The organism is Polyangium spumosum (assembly GCF_009649845.1).
GTDB lineage: Bacteria > Myxococcota_A > Polyangia > Polyangiales > Polyangiaceae > Polyangium > Polyangium spumosum.
Window position 1 is genome coordinate 20881 of sequence record NZ_WJIE01000002.1, and the last position, 19760, is coordinate 40640.

At 69.9% G+C, this 19760-nt stretch carries 15 protein-coding genes; 4 read left to right on the forward strand and 11 right to left on the reverse strand.

The annotated features are described in order from the left end of the window. From GF068_RS06220 to GF068_RS06230, 3 genes are read right to left on the reverse strand one after another with little or no spacing between them, the layout of a single operon-like run. Positions 1-1215, reverse strand: coding sequence for a tetratricopeptide repeat protein (locus GF068_RS06220; RefSeq protein WP_153818424.1), 1215 nt, complete (start codon positions 1213-1215; stop codon positions 1-3). Beyond that, positions 1215-2777 (reverse strand): SpoVR family protein, encoded by a 1563-nt coding sequence (locus GF068_RS06225; RefSeq protein WP_153818425.1) that lies wholly within the window; start codon positions 2775-2777, stop codon positions 1215-1217. The genes GF068_RS06220 and GF068_RS06225 overlap by 1 nt, the downstream gene beginning before the upstream one ends. A gap of 20 nt (positions 2778-2797) precedes the next feature. After that, on the reverse strand, positions 2798-3907 hold the full coding sequence (locus GF068_RS06230) for a DUF444 family protein (RefSeq protein ID WP_420814112.1): 1110 nt from the start codon (positions 3905-3907) through the stop codon (positions 2798-2800). A 292-nt stretch (positions 3908-4199) separates the two neighbouring features. Between GF068_RS06230 and GF068_RS06235 the strand changes: the two genes are divergently transcribed. Further along, a complete protein-coding gene (locus GF068_RS06235; protein ID WP_153818426.1) occupies positions 4200-5681 on the forward strand; it encodes a hypothetical protein in 1482 nt (493 codons plus the stop codon). A 2-nt stretch (positions 5682-5683) separates the two neighbouring features. After that, a complete protein-coding gene (locus GF068_RS06240) occupies positions 5684-6616 on the forward strand; it encodes a hypothetical protein (protein WP_153818427.1) in 933 nt (310 codons plus the stop codon). A gap of 10 nt (positions 6617-6626) precedes the next feature. Here the strand turns inward: GF068_RS06240 and GF068_RS06245 are convergent, their stop codons facing one another. From GF068_RS06245 to glnE, 5 genes are all read right to left on the reverse strand, one after another. After that, positions 6627-7142: a hypothetical protein gene (locus GF068_RS06245; RefSeq protein WP_153818428.1), complete on the reverse strand. Its 516-nt coding sequence runs from the start codon at positions 7140-7142 to the stop codon at positions 6627-6629. A 93-nt stretch (positions 7143-7235) separates the two neighbouring features. Further along, positions 7236-8555, reverse strand: a complete 1320-nt coding sequence (locus GF068_RS06250) for an SPFH domain-containing protein (protein ID WP_153818429.1) — start codon at positions 8553-8555, stop codon at positions 7236-7238. After that, the gene (locus GF068_RS06255) at positions 8552-9919 is read right to left on the reverse strand and encodes a flotillin family protein (RefSeq protein WP_153818430.1); all 1368 of its coding nucleotides are present in this window, start codon (positions 9917-9919) and stop codon (positions 8552-8554) included. The genes GF068_RS06250 and GF068_RS06255 overlap by 4 nt, the downstream gene beginning before the upstream one ends. Positions 9920-9993: 74 nt before the next feature. Beyond that, a complete protein-coding gene (locus tag GF068_RS06260; RefSeq protein WP_153818431.1) occupies positions 9994-10596 on the reverse strand; it encodes an NfeD family protein in 603 nt (200 codons plus the stop codon). Positions 10597-10631: 35 nt separating this feature from the next. After that, positions 10632-13607, reverse strand: coding sequence for a bifunctional [glutamate--ammonia ligase]-adenylyl-L-tyrosine phosphorylase/[glutamate--ammonia-ligase] adenylyltransferase (glnE, locus tag GF068_RS06265; protein WP_153818432.1), 2976 nt, complete (start codon positions 13605-13607; stop codon positions 10632-10634). Positions 13608-13752: 145 nt separating this feature from the next. Between glnE and GF068_RS06270 the strand changes: the two genes are divergently transcribed. Together GF068_RS06270 and GF068_RS06275 are read left to right on the forward strand one after the other, a co-directional pair. Then, entirely contained in the window at positions 13753-14418 is a 666-nt protein-coding gene (locus GF068_RS06270) for a metallophosphoesterase family protein (protein ID WP_338046249.1), read from the forward strand. Positions 14419-14543: 125 nt separating this feature from the next. Beyond that, positions 14544-15473, forward strand: coding sequence for a GGDEF domain-containing protein (locus tag GF068_RS06275; RefSeq protein WP_153818434.1), 930 nt, complete (start codon positions 14544-14546; stop codon positions 15471-15473). A gap of 12 nt (positions 15474-15485) precedes the next feature. Here GF068_RS06275 and trpA read toward each other — a convergent pair whose 3' ends face one another. The 3 genes from trpA to GF068_RS06290 form a co-directional block, all read right to left on the reverse strand. Beyond that, positions 15486-16325 carry a tryptophan synthase subunit alpha gene (gene trpA, locus GF068_RS06280; protein WP_153818435.1) on the reverse strand — a complete coding sequence of 280 codons (840 nt, stop codon included), beginning with the start codon at positions 16323-16325 and terminating at the stop codon, positions 15486-15488. After that, the gene (trpB, locus tag GF068_RS06285; protein WP_338046250.1) at positions 16322-17524 is read right to left on the reverse strand and encodes a tryptophan synthase subunit beta; all 1203 of its coding nucleotides are present in this window, start codon (positions 17522-17524) and stop codon (positions 16322-16324) included. The genes trpA and trpB overlap by 4 nt, the downstream gene beginning before the upstream one ends. Positions 17525-17608: 84 nt before the next feature. After that, a complete protein-coding gene (locus GF068_RS06290; protein ID WP_153818436.1) occupies positions 17609-19711 on the reverse strand; it encodes a M13 family metallopeptidase in 2103 nt (700 codons plus the stop codon). Between the last annotated feature and the right edge of the window lie 49 nt (positions 19712-19760).

The window sequence follows — 19760 nt, forward strand, 5'->3', positions numbered from 1 at the left end:
TCAGCGTTTGTCCGGCGAAGCGGCCGGCGCGTTCGCCTTCTCGATCGCCGAGAGCTCGAGCAGCACGGCCTTGACGCGTGGATCCTCGGGATCGAGGGCCTCGGCCTTCTCGTACGCCTCGCGCGCCTCGGCGAGTTTTCGCTGCTTGGCGAGGGCGTTGCCGAGGTTCACCCACGCGCTCACGAGCTTCGGATCGAGCGCGAGCGCCTCGCGGTAGATCACCTTCGCGCGCTCGAGGTCGCCCTTCTGCGCGATCGCATAACCGAGGTTCGAACGGTACGTGGCGCGGCGCGGATCCCGCAGGACGGCCGTCTCCAGGCATCGAATGGCCCGATCGGTGTCGTTCAGGGTGAGCAGCGCGGTGCCGAGGTCGTTCTGCACGCGGGCGTCGTTCGGGGCGATACGCGCGGCGCGCTCGTAGGCGCGGACGGCTTGCTCCCGCCGACCGAGCGCGAGCAGGGCCGTGCCGAGGTTCGTTTGCCGCTCGGCCACGCCGGGCTCGAGCTCGGCGGCGCGCTCGAGCTCCCGGACGGCGTCGTCGAGTTTTCCCGTGGCGACGAGGCCGACGCCGAGCGCGGAGTGGGCCTCGGCGTCGTTCGGCGCGAGGTCCTTGGCCTTGCGCAAGGCGGCGAGCGCGGGCTCGGCGCGGCCGAGGACGAGCAACGCGCGGCCGAGCTCGAGGTGGGCCGGCGCGTAGGAGGGCTCTTTTTGCAGGGCCGCTTCGAGGTCCTTCGTGGCTCGCAGGAGGCCGGGGTGCGAGGGCGCGGCGCCGTAATCGACGGGCGCGTCCTCGGCCGAGAGGCGGGCGCGGACGAGGCCGACGACCGGCGCGGGATCCTTCGGCGCGAGCGTCTTCGCCTTCTGGTACGCCTTCTCCGCGGCCACGAAATCGCCCTGCGCGAGGGCGAGGTCGCCCTCGGCGAGCGCCTTGTCCGCGGGCGTGGCCGTCCCACGCGAGAGCTTGGGCGGCGGCGGCTGCGCGGCCTCCTCCGTGGAGACGGGCGCGTCGAGCGGGACACCGGATCCCGCAGGTGGCGCCGCGGGCGCGGGCGCGGGCGCGGCTACGGAAGTGGTTACGGAAGCAGCTCCGGAAGCACTTCCATAAGTGGCAGGAGGCAGCGGCGGGGGAGGTGGCGGAGGAGGCGACGTGGCGGGGCCGCAGGCGGCGAGCATCACGAGCGTGAGCGCGCTGCCCCAGCGGGGGACGTTTTTCATCACAACTTGTACGGGGTCATCGAATGCTCTTTGCCGTCGTAACGCAGGAGCACGGGCTTGTTGTCGAGCCGCGTCGCCACGGCGACGGGCCGCTTCCAGCAGCGGACCAGGGAGACGAGCGTCTCGCGCGCGTAATCGGCCCGCAGGTCCACGCCGCCGTGCTGGTGCTCGAGGAGCAATTCGCCGCGGTTCTGGTGGTTCGCGTCGATCACGCGGATGTACGGGTCGCCGAAGTTCGTGAGCGAGAAGAGCAGCTTCTCCTTCACGTCGCGGAAGGCGCGGCTCTCGATCTCGAACCGGTCGTTGCGCCCGGAAAAACCGAACGTGTAGAGCTTCTGCTCGAGCACGAATTCGGGGGTCAAGAACTCGTCGATGAACGTGACGTCGTTGTAGAGCGCGCGGACCTGGAAGATCTTCTGCCGGCCGAGGCCGAGGCGCATGTCCCAGCTCCGCTTCGCGTCGAGGTCGTTGCACTCCTCCCACTCGCGGCCGAAGCGGCCCTTGTTCCAGCGATCCTCGATGTAACGGAAGAGCTCGACCCCGAGCTTGTACGGGTTCAGCCGGCCCGGCGCCGTGGCCATGACGCCCGCGTTGTTGTCGGCGTAATCGATGATCTCCGAGGCGTCGAGGATCTTCTCCGTGAGGATCTTCGAATGCCAGTACGCCGCCCAGCCCTCGTTCATGATCTTGGTCTGGCGCTGCGGCACGAAATAAAGCGCCTCGTCGCGGATGACCTCGAGCACGTCGCGCTCCCAGCGCTCGAGCGGCGCGTGATCGAGCAAGAAGCCGAGCACGTCACGCTCCGGCCGCTCGGGGACCTTGCGCTCGGGTTTGTCCCTCGCGAGCTGCCTCTTCTTGGCCTCGATGTACTCCTCCGGGTTGATGAAGGACTCCATGTACTCCTTCGCCCGGAGCCGCGGGACCTCGACCGGCGTCTCGTCCTCCTCCTCGTCCGGCTTCCTCGTCGCCGCGCGGCCCGAGAAGGGCTGCCAGGGATCGATGAGGTTCTCCAGCGACAAGCACCGATCGATGAAATCCTCGACCTTGTTGATGCCGTGCCGCTCGATGTGCCGCGCCACGCGCGCGCCGTGGTTCGCCATCTTGTCGATCCAGCGGCGATCGGGGTCGTACGAGCTCGTCTTCCGCACCGGATCGATGACGGTGCCCTTCTGGTCGAGGTCCGTCGAGCGGAAGCAGAAATTGTTCTTGAAGAAGTCCACGTGCCCGTACACGTGGGCCATCACGAGCTTCTGATCGGTGAGCGAGTTGCCCTCGAGCAAATAGGCGTACGAGGGGTTGTTGTTGATGACCATCTCGTAAATCTTCGAGAGGCCATACTCGTAGCTCTTCGAGAGCTGCTCGTACTCCATGCCGTACCGCCAGTGCGGATACCGGCTCGGGAAACCGCCGTACGCCGCGATCTCGTTCATCTGGTCGTACGTCAGGATCTCGAAGATCGTCGGAAAGAAATCGAGGCCATACTCACGCGCCGCGGCCTCGACGCGCTCCTGCTCGACCCGCAGGTAGCGGGGGAGCGCGGTGTTCAGGGCAAACTTGCTCATCTCGCTCTACGCCCCCTCTCTCACTTCCCCTTGCCCAGGAAGTCCTTGATGCTCCCGACGATCCCGTCCTTGTCCCGGATCTCGCTCGTGACCACGCGCTCGTCCCGGCCGAAATGCTCGCGCAGGTCCTTGATGAACTGGCCCGAGCCGTACGGGCTCTCGACCTGGCCATACGCGAACATGTTCACCCGCGGCAGGATCCTGTTCTTCACGACGTCCACGCAGGCGAGCGTGTCGTCCATCGACCAGTTGTCGCCGTCCGAGAAATGGAACGGATAGATGTTCCACTCGTCCGGCGGATAGTCCTGGTCGATGATCTGCGAGCAAAGCTTGTAGGCGCTCGAGATCATCGTGCCGCCCGACTCGCGCGTGTGGAAAAACGTGTCCCGATCGACCTCGCGCGCCACCGCGTCGTGGATGATGAACCGAGACTCGAGCCCCTTGTATTGCTTGGTCAGCCAGGCGTCGATCCAGAAGGACTCGATCCGCACGATCTCCTTCTGCTCGTCGCCCATCGAGCCCGACACGTCCATCATGTAAATGATGACCGCGTTCGCCACGGGCTCGGTCACCGTCTTCCAGGAGCGATATCGCTTGTCGTCGGGGACGGGCACCACGACGGGTTTGTCGTGCTGGAATGTACCGCTCGCGATCATGCGCTTCAGCGCCTCGCGGTACGTGCGCTTGAAATGACGCAAGGACTCGGGGCCGACGCGCCGGATGCCCGAATACCGGTCGTGCGCATTCGAGATCTTGTTCTTGCCCTTGTCCTGGATGTCCGGCAGCTCGAGCTCCTCGCCCAGGATGGCCGCCAGCTCGTCGAGCGTGACGTCGACCTCGAGGATGTGATCCCCGGCCTCGCTGCCGGCCTGCCCTTGGCCGGGCTGCTTCTCGTCCGAGCCGCCGATCGGGTCGCCGGGGTTGCCATCCCCCTGCCCCACGCCGCCCCGCTGTTTGTCCCCGTAACGGAACCGCGGGATGTCGATATGGGGGATCGGGATCGATACGAGATCCTTGCCCTTCCGCCCGACGAGCTCGCCTTGCGAAATGTACTTGCGCAGGTTCTGCCGGATCCTCCCGCGGACGATCTGGCGAAAACGGCCGTGGTCCTGGTCGATCTTCAGCGACACCTCGGAAGTGTAGCAGATCCGATCCAGAGGAGGCCCTTTCCGCCCGACGAACTGCGCGGCCACCACGCGCGCCCACGCCCGTCCAAGCCGTTCGAGCACGCCCTCGTCGCGCCTCTTCCGCCCGCGCTCTCGATCGTCGGGTCGCTCACGCGCGACACGATTCCGACGCGAGGGGCGCGGCCGTTCAGCGCGCGGGGCATGTGCTCAGTGATCCGCGAGATCGCGCGGTGAATTGGGCGTCCCGGACATGGCCTGTGATACGCTCTCGCCGATGTCGCTTGGCACTTCTTCCATGAGGATGCTTTGGTTCTTGCTGTCCTTCGTGGCCCTCGGATGCGGGGGTCGGGCAGAGCTGCTCGGGCCAGGACAAGGCGAAGGCGGCCAGGGCGGCCAGGGCGGCCAGGGCGGCCAGGGCGGACAAGGCGGACAAGGCGGACAAGGCGGGACCCCCTGCCTCGGCGACGGGGCGCCCTGCCAGGACGAAAGCGCCTGCTGCAGCGGCACCTGCGAGGCCGGGACGTGTGGGCCGGTCGCGTGCTTGCCCGACGAGGCGCCCTGCGTGGACGCGAGCGAGTGTTGCGCCGGGGTCTGTCAGAACAACCGCTGCGGGTTCAACCAATGTGTGCCCGACGGCTTCGGGTGCAGCGCGAACTTCGAATGCTGCAGCGGCGTCTGCCAGAACGGGTCCTGCGGCATCGGGGAGTGTTTCCCCGACGGCGCGAGCTGCTTCGAGGGCCTCGAGTGCTGCAGCGGCGGCTGCTTCAACGGGGTCTGCGGCGGCGTCCAGTGTCTGCCCGACGGCGCGAGCTGCATCGAGGGCCTGCAATGTTGCAGCGGCGGCTGCTTCAACGGGGCCTGCGGCATCGGGCAGTGCACGGGCAACGGCCTGATGTGCGCGTCGTCCGAGGAGTGCTGCTCCGGCCAGTGCACGAACGGCGTTTGCCTCGGCAAGCCCTGCTCGCACGACGTCTGCGTGACCGGCCCCGCGCTCGATCCCGGCTGCGGGCCGTGCGTCGCCGCGGTCTGCCAGCTCGACTCGTTCTGCTGCGACGTGAACTGGGACGGGCTCTGCGTGAACGCCGTGGACTCGGTCTGCGGGCTGAACTGCGGAGAATGCACGGAGGACGGCGAGGCCTGCGCGTCGAGTGACCAGTGCTGCTCGCAGCTCTGCAATACGAACGGGACATGCGGGCCGCTCGCCTGCGCGCCCGACGGCAAGCTCTGTCAGAGCCCCGCCGAGTGCTGCTCGGGCGAGTGCTCGAACGGCGTCTGCGGTCCACCTCCGATGTGCAAGCCCGACGGCCTCGGCTGCAACACGGCCGGCGAATGCTGCACGGGGATCTGCACGAACGGCGTCTGCGGCAAGCCGCCCTGCAAGCCCGACGGCCTCTCGTGCGGGAGCGCCGCCGAGTGCTGCACGGGCCTCTGCTCGGACGGCGTCTGCGGTCCGCCCAAGTGCCAGCCCGACGGCGCGATGTGCGGCGGCCCCGGCGATTGCTGCAACGGGCAGTGCACGGACGGGATCTGCGGCGCGCCGCCGGCCTGCCCCTCGGACGGCTCGGTCTGCGGCGACTGCGTGGCCGGGAGCTGCTGCAACCAGCTCCAGACCTGCCTGAGCAGCCCGACCTGCCAGCAAAACGTGGAGTGTATCCTCACGTGTATCGCCGGCGGCGGCAGCCCGGGCCCGTGCTTCTTCCAGTGCGGGGCCAACGCGCAGGCGGTCCAGCTCATCTTCTGCCTCGCCTCGAACTGCGGCCAGGGCGTCTGCTTCTAGTCGTGTCGCGCTCCCCCCGCATCGCCGCGGCGTGTTCCCTCGTCCTCGCCCTCCTCGCTCCGGACGACGCCGCGGCCGAGCCGCCCACGCGCGCCGAAGCAGCGCTGCTCCACGACCTCGAGAAGATCGTCGAATCGAAGGCCAACGCGGGCTGGAAGATCGATCGTTACGAGCTCGAAGCGATGATGCCGGACGCGCTCGAGAGCCTCTGCAACGCGCCCGAGCGGACACGCCTCGACGCCCTCGAGCGGCAGGCGCGGACGGTGGAGTCACTCGGCGGGCCGATCACGGAGGCGTACCGGAAAAACGGCGGGAAGCTCAGCGGGCTCTCGGAGCTACACGCCGCGACGCGGGTGCACGATCTGCTCGCCGAGGCCCTGCGACGCGCGCCCGCGGAGTGCCCGTTCTGGATCACGCCGAGCCCCACGTTCCGCGGGCTGCAGACGGACGCGTACCGCTTCACGTTGAACCTGGAGACCGACGGGCTCTTCTTGCTCCGGCGGAGCGAAGGGACGTTCCTCCCGGGCGCGGGAGGCAGCGGGCGGCTCTTGCTCGGGCGCGGGCTCTCGCATCACTTCACGTTGCTCTTCGGGCTGGAGTTCGGCGGCTGGGCGATCATCGAGCAGAACGAAGCGGCGACGAACTTCCCGCTCGAGTTCATCGGCGCCTTGCCGTTCGTCGTTCGTCACGTGCGAGAGACGTGGCAATACGACCTGGAGCTCGCCCCCGTCGCGTTCCTCACGCAGTCGGATCTGCGGCCGAGCGTGGGCGGGCGCGTGGGCGTGTCGATCGGCGTCTCGACGCTGCGCATCCGCCGCATCATGCCGTGGGCAGGGCTGCAGCTCTCGGCCGAGTATTACCCGGAGAACGACGTGCGCGGGACGATCGTGGTGATCAAAGGCGGAGGGCGCGTGGGCTTCGACTGGGACTTTTGAGCCCCAACCTTCAACGCGAGAACGACAGACCCCACCAGGCGATGACGCGCGGCGCGCCGCCCTGATCGAAGATCACGGGCCCGATGCCGAGGCCCGGCGTGATCACGCGGAGCTCGTCGCGCAGCGCGCGCACGGGCCAAGCGTGTCCCTGCGCGGGATCGTCGTACCGGAACACGAGCGTCGGGCCGCCGTCGAGCGACGAGTCGGCTCGCTCGACGCGGAAGGGCGCGACGCGCCGGCCACCTTTGACGAGGTTCCAGCCGATCTCGGCGTCGATGGCCTTGCCCTGCCAGGGCAAGAGGTCCGTCGCGAGGAGGCGAACCAGGCTGCGAACGGCGAGGAACGCGCCCGGCGCGGCGACGAGCGCGAGCACACGGCCGCGGCCTTCGCCGATCGAGGAGGGATCCACGACGTTGCCCGTCGCATAGAAGCGGCGGAGCGACTCGGGATGTGCGCCGATGAGCTCGTCGAGCGAACGAACCATCGAGACCACGCGACCGGGCGCCACGACGGGATGTGCCTGCATGGCCCTTGCAGGTCGCATGTTTTCGAAAGGAGAGCAACGCGGAAGCTCCCTCCCTCTCCACCACGTGGAGAGGGAGGGCCGGTGCGGGTGACGTCAGGCGCGCGGCGTGCGGCCCGGCGGAGGCGCGGTCTTCGTGGCGACCTGCTGCGGCGGCGGAGGCGCCGCGAGCGCGGGCGCCGGTGCGCTCGTGCCGAGGCGGCGCGCGACGTCGGTCAGATCGAGCCCCGTGGCCGCGCGGATCTGCTCGGTCACGGCGATCGCCTTGCGCGCGAGCGAGGCGTCGTCTCCGCCCGGCAGGACCGAGAGCGAGCCGATCTTGATCGGCGTGCGGGAGCCCGCGATGTGCGGCAGGAGCGGCATCATCTGCTGGAGCGCGAGGATCTCCAGCGCGCCCGGCCCCGCCTTGCGGATCTCGTCGACGATGCGGTGCAGCGCCTCGGCCTCGGCCTTGCCGATCTCGATGATCTTGGCCGCCTCGCCGCGCGCCTGCTCCTCGAGGTTGCGCCGCTCGGCGTCGTGCGGCTGGATCACGTCGGCCTGGAGCTGCCGCTCGACCTGGAGCGCGCGGGCCTTCTGGCGGTTGATCTCCGCCTTGACCTGCGCGATCTGCGCGAGGACCTGGCCCTTCGCCTCCTGGATCATCGCCTCGCGGCGGCTCATCGCGTCCTTGACGCGTTTCTCCGTCTCCTGCTTGGCGATGGCGAGGTCCGCGTCGATCTTGGCGACCTCGCTCTTCGCCCAGTTCTCGGCCTTCTGCTCGGCCGACTGCGCCTGCGTCCTCGCCTCGACGATGCTCGCGTCCATGCGCACGCTCGCGCCGCGGATGCGGCCGATCGAGTTCAGGTAGTTCGCGTCGTCGGTGACGTTCTGGATCTTCAGCGTGTCGAGCACGAGGCCCATGCGCTGCATGTCGTGCTCGGCCTCCTCGAGCAGCTTGTCGGCGAACGCGGTCTTGTCCTGGTTGACCTGCTCGGGCGTGAGCTGCGCGAGCACGCCGCGCACGTTGCCCTCGAGCGTCTCGCGCGCGATCGCCGCGATCTCGCCCTGCGCCTTGCCGAGGAAACGCTCGACCGCGTTGGAGAGCCGCGGCTCCTCGCCCGGCAGCTTCACGTGCGCGACGCCCTGCACGTTGAGCGGGATGCCGCCCTTCGAGTAGGCGCCCTTCACGGAGATCTCGACCGGGATGTTGTTGAGGTCCATCCGATCGACGCGCTCGAGCAGCGGGATCCGCACGGCGCGGCCGCCACGCACGGAGCGATAACCGACCTCGCGCGAGCCGACCTGAAACGTGCCGCCGGAGAGGATCAAGACCTCGTTCGGCGAGCTCACGAGCAGGAGGTTCTTCAGCGTGTAGACGACGAAGCCCACCACGACGAACGCGGTGAGGCCGAGGACCATGATGATGGGGATCACGAAGCCCTCCCGTGGGATCCGAGGATCTGTTGAATGTCGAGGCCCATCGCGCGCCCCGTCTCCTGGAGCACGCGCGTGACCGCGGCCGGGTACGCCGCGACGAGCGCGCTGAACGCCTCGACGTCGTTGCCCGCCACGACGTTGACCTCACCGATCTGCGTCTGCGCCACGCGCGCCGCCGCGGCCGTGACGAGCTGCCGGAGCTGCTGGAGCACGTACGCGTCCTTCGCGAGTTGCCCCGCGGCCGCCCACTCCTGCGCCACGAGCCGCAGCGCCTCGGCCGTCGCCTTGCCGTTCTCCACGGTGGGCGCCGCCTCGCCGCGTGCCTTGAGCTCCTGCGCCTTGCGGTTCGCCTCGGCGGGCAGGATGACGTCGCAGTTGAGGCGGAGCTTCTCCAGCTCGCCGCGCAGGGACTGCAGCTCCTGCTCGGCCATGGCGCGCTCGGTCTCGGCCGCGATCTCGGCCTCGTTCTCGATCTGCTTGGCCTCCGCTTCGAGCTTCGCGCTCTCGGCGCGGTAGCCGTTGCGGCTCTGCGCGATCACCGTCTCGGCGCGCTTCGTCGCCGTCTCGGCCGCCTGACGGGCCGCCGCCTGCGCCTCGGCCACGGCCTGGTTCGCCGCGTTCTCGGCGTTCGCCGCGTCGCGCAGCATGGTCGCGATCCGGCCGCGACCGAGGTTCGCGAGGTAGTGCTGATCGTCGGAGACGTGCTGGACCTTGAGCACGTCGAGCTCGAGCCCGAGCTTGTCGAAGTCGTCGCGCGCGTTCTCCACGAGCGTCTCGGCGAACTTGAGCCGATCCTCGTTCACCTCCTCGGGCGTGAGCTGCGAGATGACCTCACGCAGCACGCCTTCGAGCGTCTGCTGCGCCGCGATCGCGATCTGCACGGGCGAGACGCCGAGGAAGCGCTCGACGGCGTTGCGCACGCCCGTGTCGTTGCTCGCGATCTTCACGTTGGCGATCGCGTGCACGCTGAGCGGGATGCCGCCCTTCGAGTAGGCGTTGTGCACCTGGACCTCGACCGGGAAGAGCCGCATGTCCATGCGGCTCACGCTCTCGAGGAAGGGCATGCGGAAGCCACGTCCGCCGTGCAGGATCTTGTAGCCGCTCACGGTGCCGTCGGGCAGGACGTGCTTGCGGCCGCTGAAGACGAGGATCTCGTTCGGCCGGCAAATGAACAGGAACTGCCGCAGGATCGCCACGAAGATCCCGAACAGGACGATGACGCCGCCCGCCGCGAGCAGGACGAAGACGGCTTGATCGAGGTCGGGCGTCCCCGAGCCCGACGTCGCTGGATACGAAGGGCGCGTGCGCCGCTGCGCGTCGATCGACGCGAGCAAGGCACTGCCGAGAAGATGATACCCCATACGAAGAGCGTATCAGGCAACGCGGGCCACCCGGGGCGTGATCGACCACGCGATCGCGCAATTTCAGCGCGAGCTCAAGCGAGCTCGGAGGGCCTGCGCGACACGCGCGCCACGTCGCCCTCGACGTCCTCGACGAGGACGTGGTCACCACGCGCGATCTCGTCGCCATCGGTCCGGGCGAGGATGTCGACGCTCTGGCCCTTCAGCACGATGCGGATCTTGCCGACCTTGTCCTTGCCGACGGGCACGAGCACGCGACCGATGCTGCCCTCCGCGTGGTCGACGTCCGCCGAGGTCGACACGGAGGATTGCGTGACGAAGCGGAAGACGAGCTGCGCGAAGAGGCCCGACGAGAGCCCGGAGCCCGCCGCGAGCGCGAAGACCAGGATCGGCCCCGCCAGCGCGAAGAAGTGCAGGAGCGAGCCCGACAAGCCGAAGCCGAGCAGCGTGAAGACCCAGAACCGGAGCGAGAGAAAAAACGCGAGGACATCGCCGGCCCCCGCGCTCGCGCCCGTCGTCGCGAGCGACTTCGTGGAGACGTCCTTCGCGAGCTCCTTGCCCCCACCTTCGCCTGCGTCGCCCGCATCGCCGTCGGCGTCGCCCTTGCCCCCCGAGGCGATCTGCACGACGAGGATGCCGAGACCGACGACCAGGGAGAAGAGGTAGACGAGGCCCATCGACAGGAGGATACCGCGAGCCGAGGCCCGAACGATCAACTCCCGCCGAGCACGTCCTCGTACACCGCCCGCACGCGCGCCGTAACCTCGCGATAACGCGCGAGCAGCTCCCCCGCGGCCTGCTCGCCCGGACGGTCACGAATGCCCATCCGCCGCGCCAGCGGCCGGAGGCCCGGCGCGCTCTCTTCGAGCAGGTGCGAGGCATTGGCGTGCACGATCCGGATACGACCGCCGAGCTTGCGCAGGAACGAATACCCGTCCCGCAGCGCCTCAGCCTGCTCCGGCGAGAGCTTGCCCGACGCCGCGAGCGCCTCGATCGCGAGCGACGTCTCCGTCGTGCGTACGCCCGGATCCGCGCCGGAGCACATCTGGAGGAACTGCACGCAGAGCTCGAGCTCGAAGAGCCCGCCGTGCCCGAGCTTCAAGTCGTACCGACCGCGCCGCTCCTGCGAGAGCTCCTGCTCCATGCGGCGCCGCAGCCGGCAGAGCTCCTCGGCGACCCGCGCCGGATCCCCCGGCCTCGCATAAGCCGCCGCGTGCGCGATCTCGATCGCCCGCGCCCCGAGCTCGACGTCACCCGCCACGGCGCGCGCCCGCAGGAGCGCGAGGCGCTCCCAGGCCGCGGCCTCGACGTGTGGCGTGTCCGGCCCCTTCGCGTGGTACCGCGCGAAGGCGTCGATCGACGTGACGAGCAAGCCCTGGTTGCCCGAAGGCCGCAGGCGCGTGTCGAGCTCGTAGCCGGGCCCGGCGGGGTGCAGGATCGAGATGAGGCGGATCACGCGGCGCGCCGAGCGGGCGAAGAAGGCGTCGGGATCCGCGCCGGCAGGGGCCTTCTCCGGATCGAAGAGGAAGAGGACGTCGAGGTCCGAGCCGTAGCCGATCTCGCATCCCCCGAGCGTGCCGACGGCGAGCACGGAGAGGCCTCGCACGGGCTCGCCCGGGGGCGTGCCGAGCGCGTGCCGCGTCGAGAGCTCGAGCGAAACATCCGCGAGCTCCGAGAGCACGTAGCCGACCTCGCGCGGGCCGAGCTCGCTGGCGAGGTCCGCGAGCCCCACGTCGATGACGACACGAGCCTTCGCCTGACGCAGCGCGCGCACGAGCTGCTCGTCGGGCTCCTCGTCCACCGCGGCGGCCTCGCGCAGAGCCTGATCGAGCTCCACGCGCACGGACGCGGGCGTGGGGACGCCACGCGCGAACAGGATGCGATCGCCGTGCTCGGGGTGCTGCACGAGCGCCTCGGCGAGGAAGGCGCTGCCTCCGATCGCCTCGACGAGCCTGCGCACGAGGCGCGGCTCGTCGCCGAGGAAACGCAGGTACACGCCGGGATGACGAAGCCGCGCGAAGAGCCTGCGAAGCGTGCGCGCGGCCTGCTCGGGATCGGCCGCGTCGGCCACGGCGTCGAGGACCGCCTCGGCGAGGCGCGGATACGCCTCGCGGCTGCGCGCGCCGAGCGCCGCGTCGGCCCGCCGCGAGAGCTCGAAGAGATCCCGCGCGACGTCGCCCCACCGCTCCACCGCTTCGAGCGCGTCCGGCGCCTCCGGCGTCGCGGCCGGCAAGGAGACCTCCGCGACGCGGCGGAAGGCGCTCTCGAACGCCGCGGCGTCGGCGTCGTCGAGCGCGGCGAGGGCCTCGGTCCAGCGGGAAGGCGCGGGCGCGCCGTCGGGCAGGAGCGAGTGGAAACGCGACTCCACGCGGACGAGGTGCTTCGCGAGGTCGGCCTCGAACGCCTCGGCCGACGCGAACCCGAGCGCCCGCGCGAGCCTGCCTGCAGACTCGGCCTCCGCCGGCCACACGTGCGTCTGCTGGCCCGTGGCGAGCTGCACGGCGTGCTCGGCGCGGCGGAGCGCGAGGTACGCCTCGGCGACCTCACGCGCCTCGCGATCCGTCACGAACCCGGCCGCGCGCAGCCGTCGCAGGCCGTCGAGCGTGCCCCGCGCGCGCAGGCGCGCCTCGCGGCCTCCCCAGACGAGCAGGAGCGTCTGCACGAAGAACTCCGCCTCGCGGATGCCGCCCGGGCCGAGCTTCAGATCCCGCCCCGGCTCGCGTGAGAGCTCGGTCCGCGCCCGCTGCACGAGCTTCGTCATCTCGACGGCGATCGTCGGATCGACGCGCCTTCGCCACACGAAGGGCTCGAGCGCGGCGAGCACCTCGTCGCCGAAGTCGAGGTCGCCCGCGATGGGCCGCGCGCGCACGAGCGCCGCGCGCTCCCACGTCCGCCCGAACGACTCGTAGTACCGCTCGGCCGCGGCGAGCGAGTTGACGAGCGGCCCGCTGCGCCCCTCGGGCCGGAGGCGCAGGTCCACGCGCCACACGAAGCCATCGGCGGTCACGTCCTCGAGCGTCGCCGTCACGCGCCGCGCGACCCGCGTCCAGAAGTCGTGCAGCGGCAGCGCCTCGCCCCCGCCGAGCGAACACCCACCCTCGTCCGTGTCGTAAAAGAACACGAGATCGACGTCGGATCCCACGTTGAGCTCGCCGCCGCCGAGCTTGCCCATCCCGAGCACGACGAACCGCGCGGGCGCGCCGCTGTCGAGGCGCGGAGGGCCGAACCGCGCGGAGAGCTGCGTGATCGCGTCCTTCACGGCCGCGTCGATCGTCACCTCCGCGAGCGCCGCGATCTCCTGCGAGGTGACGTCGACGTCGGCGCCGCCGAGCGAAGGCGGCAAGAGCTCGCGCAGCGCGACGCGGATCCGCTCCTCGCGGGCGAAGCGCCGGAGCTCGCGCGAGACCCGCTCCGCGTCGCCGTCGTCGCCGATCCGCGCCTTGAGGCGCGCCCTGAGCCCTGCGTGATCCCGCGCGGCCTGGTGCCCTTCGGCCGCGATCGTCACCACGATCTCGGGCGACGCTTCGAGCGCGGGGGCGAGCGCGGGGTAGGCGCTCGCGAGCAGCACCGCGAGCAGGAAGCCGACCGTGCCGGGCTCGAGCTGCTCGGCGAAACGCGCGGCGTAGATCTCGGCCCGGCGGCGATCGATCCGCTGCGCGAGGGCCTGGAGCCGGGAGCGCCGGAGCATCGGAGGAGAGCCGCAACGTAGCAGCGAGGCGCGCCGCGCACTGCTCTCTTTTCCCTCCTCTCGCGCCGACGAGCAGGCTGGGCGGACGCGCCTCCGATCCCGATGCGCCTTGGCGAGGCTCCGCTCACCTCTTATGCTCCGCCGCGTGCGTCTCCTCTGCCTGTCCGACATCCATGGACGCGTGGATGCGCTCTCCGCCGTACTCGCGGTGGCCGAGCGCCGCGGCTACTCCAAGATCCTCGTCGCCGGGGATCTATGCTTTCCCGGCCCCGAACCGCTCGAGACGTGGCGGAGGCTCACGCAGATGCAGGCCATCCTGGTCCAGGGCACGGGAGATCGTGCGCTCGCGACGCTCGACATCAGCAAGGTCGTGCCGAAGAGCCCCCACGAGCGCTCGCGGCTCGAGCGCCTCTCGGAGGTGCGCACCGAGCTCGGCCAGCTCATCCTCGCGCGCCTCGGCCGGCTCCCCACGACCCACCGCATGAACCTCGAGGACGGCAGCGAGCTGCTGCTCGTGCACGGATCGCCGGTGGATCCGTTCGAGCCGTTCTGCCACGACATGACGGACGAGGAGATGGCCGCCCTGCTCGGCGACGATCCTGCGGACGTGATCGTCTGCGGCGGCTCGCACGTGCCCTTCGACCGCATGGTCCAGGGTGTACGGATCGTGAACGTCGGCAGCGTCGGGGAGGCACCGGGGGGCGAGGGCGCGGGGCAAGGCTTTTCGCACGCCGACGTCACGCTGCTCGAGACGAGCATCGCCGGCGTCGAGGTCGAGCAGATCGCCGTGCCTCTGGGCAAGGCAGCTTGAGAACGAAGGGCCCCTCCCGTCGGCTGGCTTGCTTCGAGGGCCTTCGGACCCCGAGAAACCACGCGCCCCTGCACGGTAACCGTTCCCAAGCGACGGCGTGCGGGGCTATGATGTAGTTTGGCAGCATGAACAGCGGGCCGCCTGACGACGATATCGAAGCCACGCGGGTCGCCCACGTGAAGGAGCTCCAGGACGAGCTCAGGGCTCGATCGCAGCGTGATCGCGCCTATCTCATCGTGCTCGTCGGCTCGAACGTCGGCGAGATGTTCGAGGTCGAGTTTCCGGAGACCGTCCTGGGCCGCGGGGCGAACGCCACGGTGCGTCTGAACGACGACGGCATCTCGCGTCGGCACGCGCGGCTCGTCCGCGCCGGCAACGACGTGGTGCTCGAGGACCTCAACAGCTCGAACGGCACCTCGGTGAACGGCGAGAACATCAGCCAGCGCATCCTGCGCGACGGCGACAAGATCCGCCTGGGATCAACCACGATCCTGAAGTTCACCTACCACGACCACCTCGACGTCAGCTTCCAGCAGCAGATGATCGACGCGGCGCTGCGGGACGGGCTGACGAAGGCGTTCAACAAACGTTACTTCCTGAGCCGACTCGAGACCGAGATCGCCTACGCGAAGCGGCACCGCGCGCCGCTCTCGCTGGTGATGTTCGACGTCGACCACTTCAAGCGCGTGAACGACACGTACGGCCACCTCGCCGGCGACTACGTGCTCACGAAGATCTCGAAGCTGACGATGAACACGGTGCGCACCGAGGACGTCTTCGCGCGTTACGGCGGCGAAGAGTTCGGCGTGATCTGCCGCGGCGTGACGCTCGGCAACGCCGGCATCCTCGGCGAGCGGCTGCGATCCGCGGTGGAGACGGAGCGCTTCGAACACGAAGGGACGCGCATGCAGATCACGATCAGCGTCGGCGTCGCCGCGTACCCGGACCTGCCGGTCGAGACGCCCGAGCAGCTCATCGCCGCCGCCGACGAGGCGCTCTACCAGGCGAAGAGGACGGGCCGAAACCGCGTCCTGCTCAAGCACGGGACGGGCTGAAACGCTTTCATTTCAGGCAGGTTCGTCGAGCGCTCGCCTGAGCTCGCCGACGAAGCTACACACGGCGCGCCGCTGCTCGTCTCCACTCGCGGCTTGCTCGATGCGCCGCGCGAGCGCCGTGCCGACGACGACGCCGTCCGCGCCGCCCGACGCCTGGCCCGCCGCGAGCCGCGCGCTCGCGCCGCCGTCGATGCCGAAGCCCACGAGCACCGGTCGGTCGAACGATCGACGCATCCCCTCGGCGTCGCGCGCGGCCGCGGCGAGATCCGAGGGGCTCGCCCCCGTCACGCCGGTCATCGAGATCGAGTACACGAACGCGCGCGGCGCGCCGTCGAGCGGCGTCGAGGCGCGACGGATCGCTTCGATGCGCGCCGCGTGGCTCGTCGGCGAGACGAGCGGCACGACGCCGAGCCCCTCGGCGGCAGCACAGGCCCGCAGCGGCCCTGCCTCCTCGGGAGGCAGATCCACGACGAGCAGCGCGTCGACGCCCGCCTCCCGCGCGAGCCGCGCGACCTTCGCCTCCCCCGCGACGAAGACGGGGTTGTAGTACGTGAAGAGCACGAGCGGCGCCTCCGAGCGCGCTCGCACGCGCGCCGCCACCTCGAGCACGCGCTCGAGCGTCGCGCCCGCCGCGATGGCGCGCTGGGCCGCGCGCGCGAGCGTCGGGCCGTCGGCGGTGGGATCACTGAACGGCACGCCGAGCTCCAGGATGTCGGCGCCCGCGTCGATGGCCTCGAGCGCGAGGAACCCCGAAGCTTCGAGTGATGGATCGCCGACGCAGAGGTAGACGCAGAGCGCCTTCCTGCCTTCGCGCCGGAGCTCGACGAAGCGCTGATCGATCCGGTGCATCATTTCCCTCCGACGTACGCCGTGATCGTGTCCAGGTCCTTGTCGCCGCGGCCCGAGAGGCACACGAGGATCCGCGAAGGCCGCCCCCTCGCCTCGGCCTCGCGCCGCGCGATCGCCCCGATCGCGGCGAACGCGTGCGCCGTCTCCAGCGCGACCACGATGCCCTCGGAGCGCGCCACCTCGCGCGCCGCAGCGAGCGCCTCCTCGTCCGTCGCGGAGACGTACGTGGCGCGCCCCGTGTCGCGGAGGCGCGCGTGCTCCGGCCCCACGCCTGGATAATCGAGCCCCGCGCTCACCGAGTGCGCCTCCTCCACCTGCCCCGCTTCATCGCAGAGCACGTACGTCTTCGCGCCGTGGAGCACGCCGACCCGCCCGCGCGACAGCGTCGCCGCGTGCCTGTCCGTGTCGAGCCCGTGGCCCGCGGCCTCCACGCCGTAGAGCGACACGCCCGCGTCACCCTCGAACGCCTTGAAGATTCCGATCGCGTTTGATCCACCGCCCACGCACGCGATCACGGCGTCCGGCAGCGCCCCGCGCGTGGCGCATGCAGCGCGCGCCTCGTCGCCGATGATCCGCTGCAGCTCCGCGACGAGCGTGGGGTACGGGTGCGGCCCTGCCGCGCTGCCGACGCAGTAGTACGTCGTGCGTACGTTCGTCACCCAGTCGCGCAGCGCCTCGTTCATCGCGTCCTTCAAGGTCCGCGACCCGGACTCCACCGGTACCACGCGCGCGCCGAGCAGCCGCATGCGCGCGACGTTCGGCGCTTGCCGTTCCATGTCGAGCGCGCCCTGGTAGACCTCGCACGGCAGGCCGAGCAGCGCCGCCGCCGTCGCCGTCGCGACGCCGTGTTGCCCCGCGCCCGTCTCCGCGATGATCCGCGTCTTGCCCATCGCCTTCGCGAGCAAGAGCTGACCGAGCGCATTGTTGATCTTGTGCGCCCCCGTGTGACAGAGGTCCTCGCGCTTGAGCAAGAGCTCGGCGATGGCACCTCCGTCCGGATCGATGCGCCGCGCGAGCCGCTTCGCCTCCGTCAGGGGCGTCGGGCGCCCGACGTAGCTCCGCAGGAGCTCGTGGAGCTCCGCCTGGAACGCTGGCGAGGGCAGGAGCTCCTGCCGCGCGTGATCGAGCTCCTCGAGCGCGGGCACGAGCGTCTCGGCGACGAACCGCCCTCCAAAAGGTCCGAAATATCCTGCCGCGGTCACGCCGGGAAGCCTGCCCGCCCGCGTCTTACCGGGCGAGCAGGTCCTTCCTGAAACCGGCGTCGAGCGAGCCCCGCGGCGCCGAGGTCACCAGACGCCGCACATCTTCGCCGGGCGCATCGGTGTGCCCTCGGCGCAGGAGAACGCCTGCGCGAACTCCGGCGTGTTCACGAGCGGACCGTTCACGCGGAACCGGGGCGCCGAGTGCGTGTTCGTCTTCGCGTGGAGGCGCGTGTACTCGTCGCGGCTCTTGGCGCACCACGCCTGCGCGTGCGCGAGGAAGAACTGCTGATCCTCGGTGAAGCCACTCGCCACCGTCATGTTCGCCGCGCCCTTGCGCATCTCGCGGTAGGCCAAAAACGCGAGCTTGATGCCGCCGAGATCCGCGATGTTCTCGCCGAGCGTCAGCTTGCCGTTGAGCTTCACGCCGGGCAGCGGCTCGTACTTCGAGTACTGCTCCTCGACGCAGGTCGTCTTCTTCTGGAAGAGCTCCCCGACGGCGGGCTCCCACCAGTTCTCGAGGTTGCCGTTGCCCGCGAACTGCGAGCCCTCGTCGTCGAAGCCGTGCGTGAGCTCGTGGCCCACGACCATGCCCATCGCGCCGAGGTTCACCTGGATCGCCGACTTCACGTCGTAGAAGGGCGGCTGCAGGATCCCAGCCGGGAAGACCATGTGGTTCTTCTGCGCGTCGTAGTACGCGTTCACCATCGGAGGGCTCATCTGCCACTCCTCGCGATCGACGGGCTTGCCGATCTTGGCGAGCCTGCGCTTCTGCTCGAACGCGCCCGCGGCCAGCATGTTCTTCCCGTAGCTCTTCCGGTCGACCTCGAAGTCGTAGCTGCGCCACTTGTTCGGGTAGCCGATGAGGTAGGCCATGGCGGAGAGCTTCTGCAGCGCGCGCTCCTTCGTCTTGTCGTCCATCCAGTCGAGCGAGCGGACGCGCACCCCGAAGGCCTTGCCGATCTCCTGCACCATCTGCTCGGCCGCGCGCTTCGAGTCGCCCGCGAAGTGGCGCGCCACGAAGGGCTGCGCGACGAGCTCGCCGAGCGCGTGATCCGTGGCATCGACGCACCGCTTCCAGCGCGGCTTCTGCTCCTTCAGGCCGACGAGGCGGGCGCGCATGGAGAACATCTCGTCGACGAACGGCTTCGATAGATCGTCGGCCGCCGCGCGCACGACGTGCCAGGTCATGTAGCTCTGCCAGACCGCGGGCTTCACCGACGAGAGCAGCTTGTCGATGCCCTCGAAGAACGCGACCGACGTGAGGTTCGCCTGCTTCACGTCCGCGATCCCGAGCGCCTTGAAGTACGTGTCCCACGGGAACGTCGGCGCCTTCTTCGCGAGATCGGCGCGGCTCACCATGTTGTAGAGGGCCTTCGGATCGCGGCGCTCCACGCGCGTCTTCGAGACCTTGGCGATGTCGGTCTCGAGCGCGAGCACGTTCGCCGCGGCCTTCTTCGCGTCGGCCTCGGAGAGCCCGGCGAGCTTCAGCATGCGCTCGACGTGGGCCACGTAGTCCGCGCGGAGCTTCTTCGAGTCGTCGTCTTCCTTCGTGTAGTAGTCGCGATCCGGCAGGCCGAGCCCGCCTTGATCGAGCGTGGCGATGACGCGCGTCGCGTCCCCGGGATCCTGCTCGCCCGAGATCCAGAACAGCGGGAACATGCCCTTGCCGTGGAGCTCGGTGACGAGCGCGGCCACGTCCTTCGCGGAGGAGACCTTGCGCGCCCGATCGACGAGCGGCTTGATCGGCGTGATGCCCGCGGCGTCGACGGCCGCCTCATCCATGCACGCGGCGTAGAAATCGCCGATCTTCTTCGTCGTCGGATCGGCGTTCTTCGCCTTGCCTGCGTCCTCCAGGATCGTCTTCAGCGCGATCTCGTTGCGCTTGTCGATCTCGCTGAAGCTCCGCACCCACGTCGCCTCGTCGGCCGGGATCTCCGTCGACTTCAGCCAGCCGCCGCACGCGAACTGGTAGAAGTCGTCGCAAGGGCTGACGGACTTGTCGAGCGCGGCGCCGTCGAGGCCGACGCTCTCCAGCGTGACCTGCACGGGCGGCGGGCCCTTGTCGGCCGGCGGATCGACGGTGGGCACGGGGCCCGCGGACTGGGTGATGGGCTCGGGCTTCGTCGAGCCACACCCAGCGAGGAGGGACAACGCCACGGAGGCGAAGGCGAGGGAAAGCGTGCGCATACGAGTCTCCAGTCGGGGGAGCGGCATCCTAGGACGAACCGCGGACGCC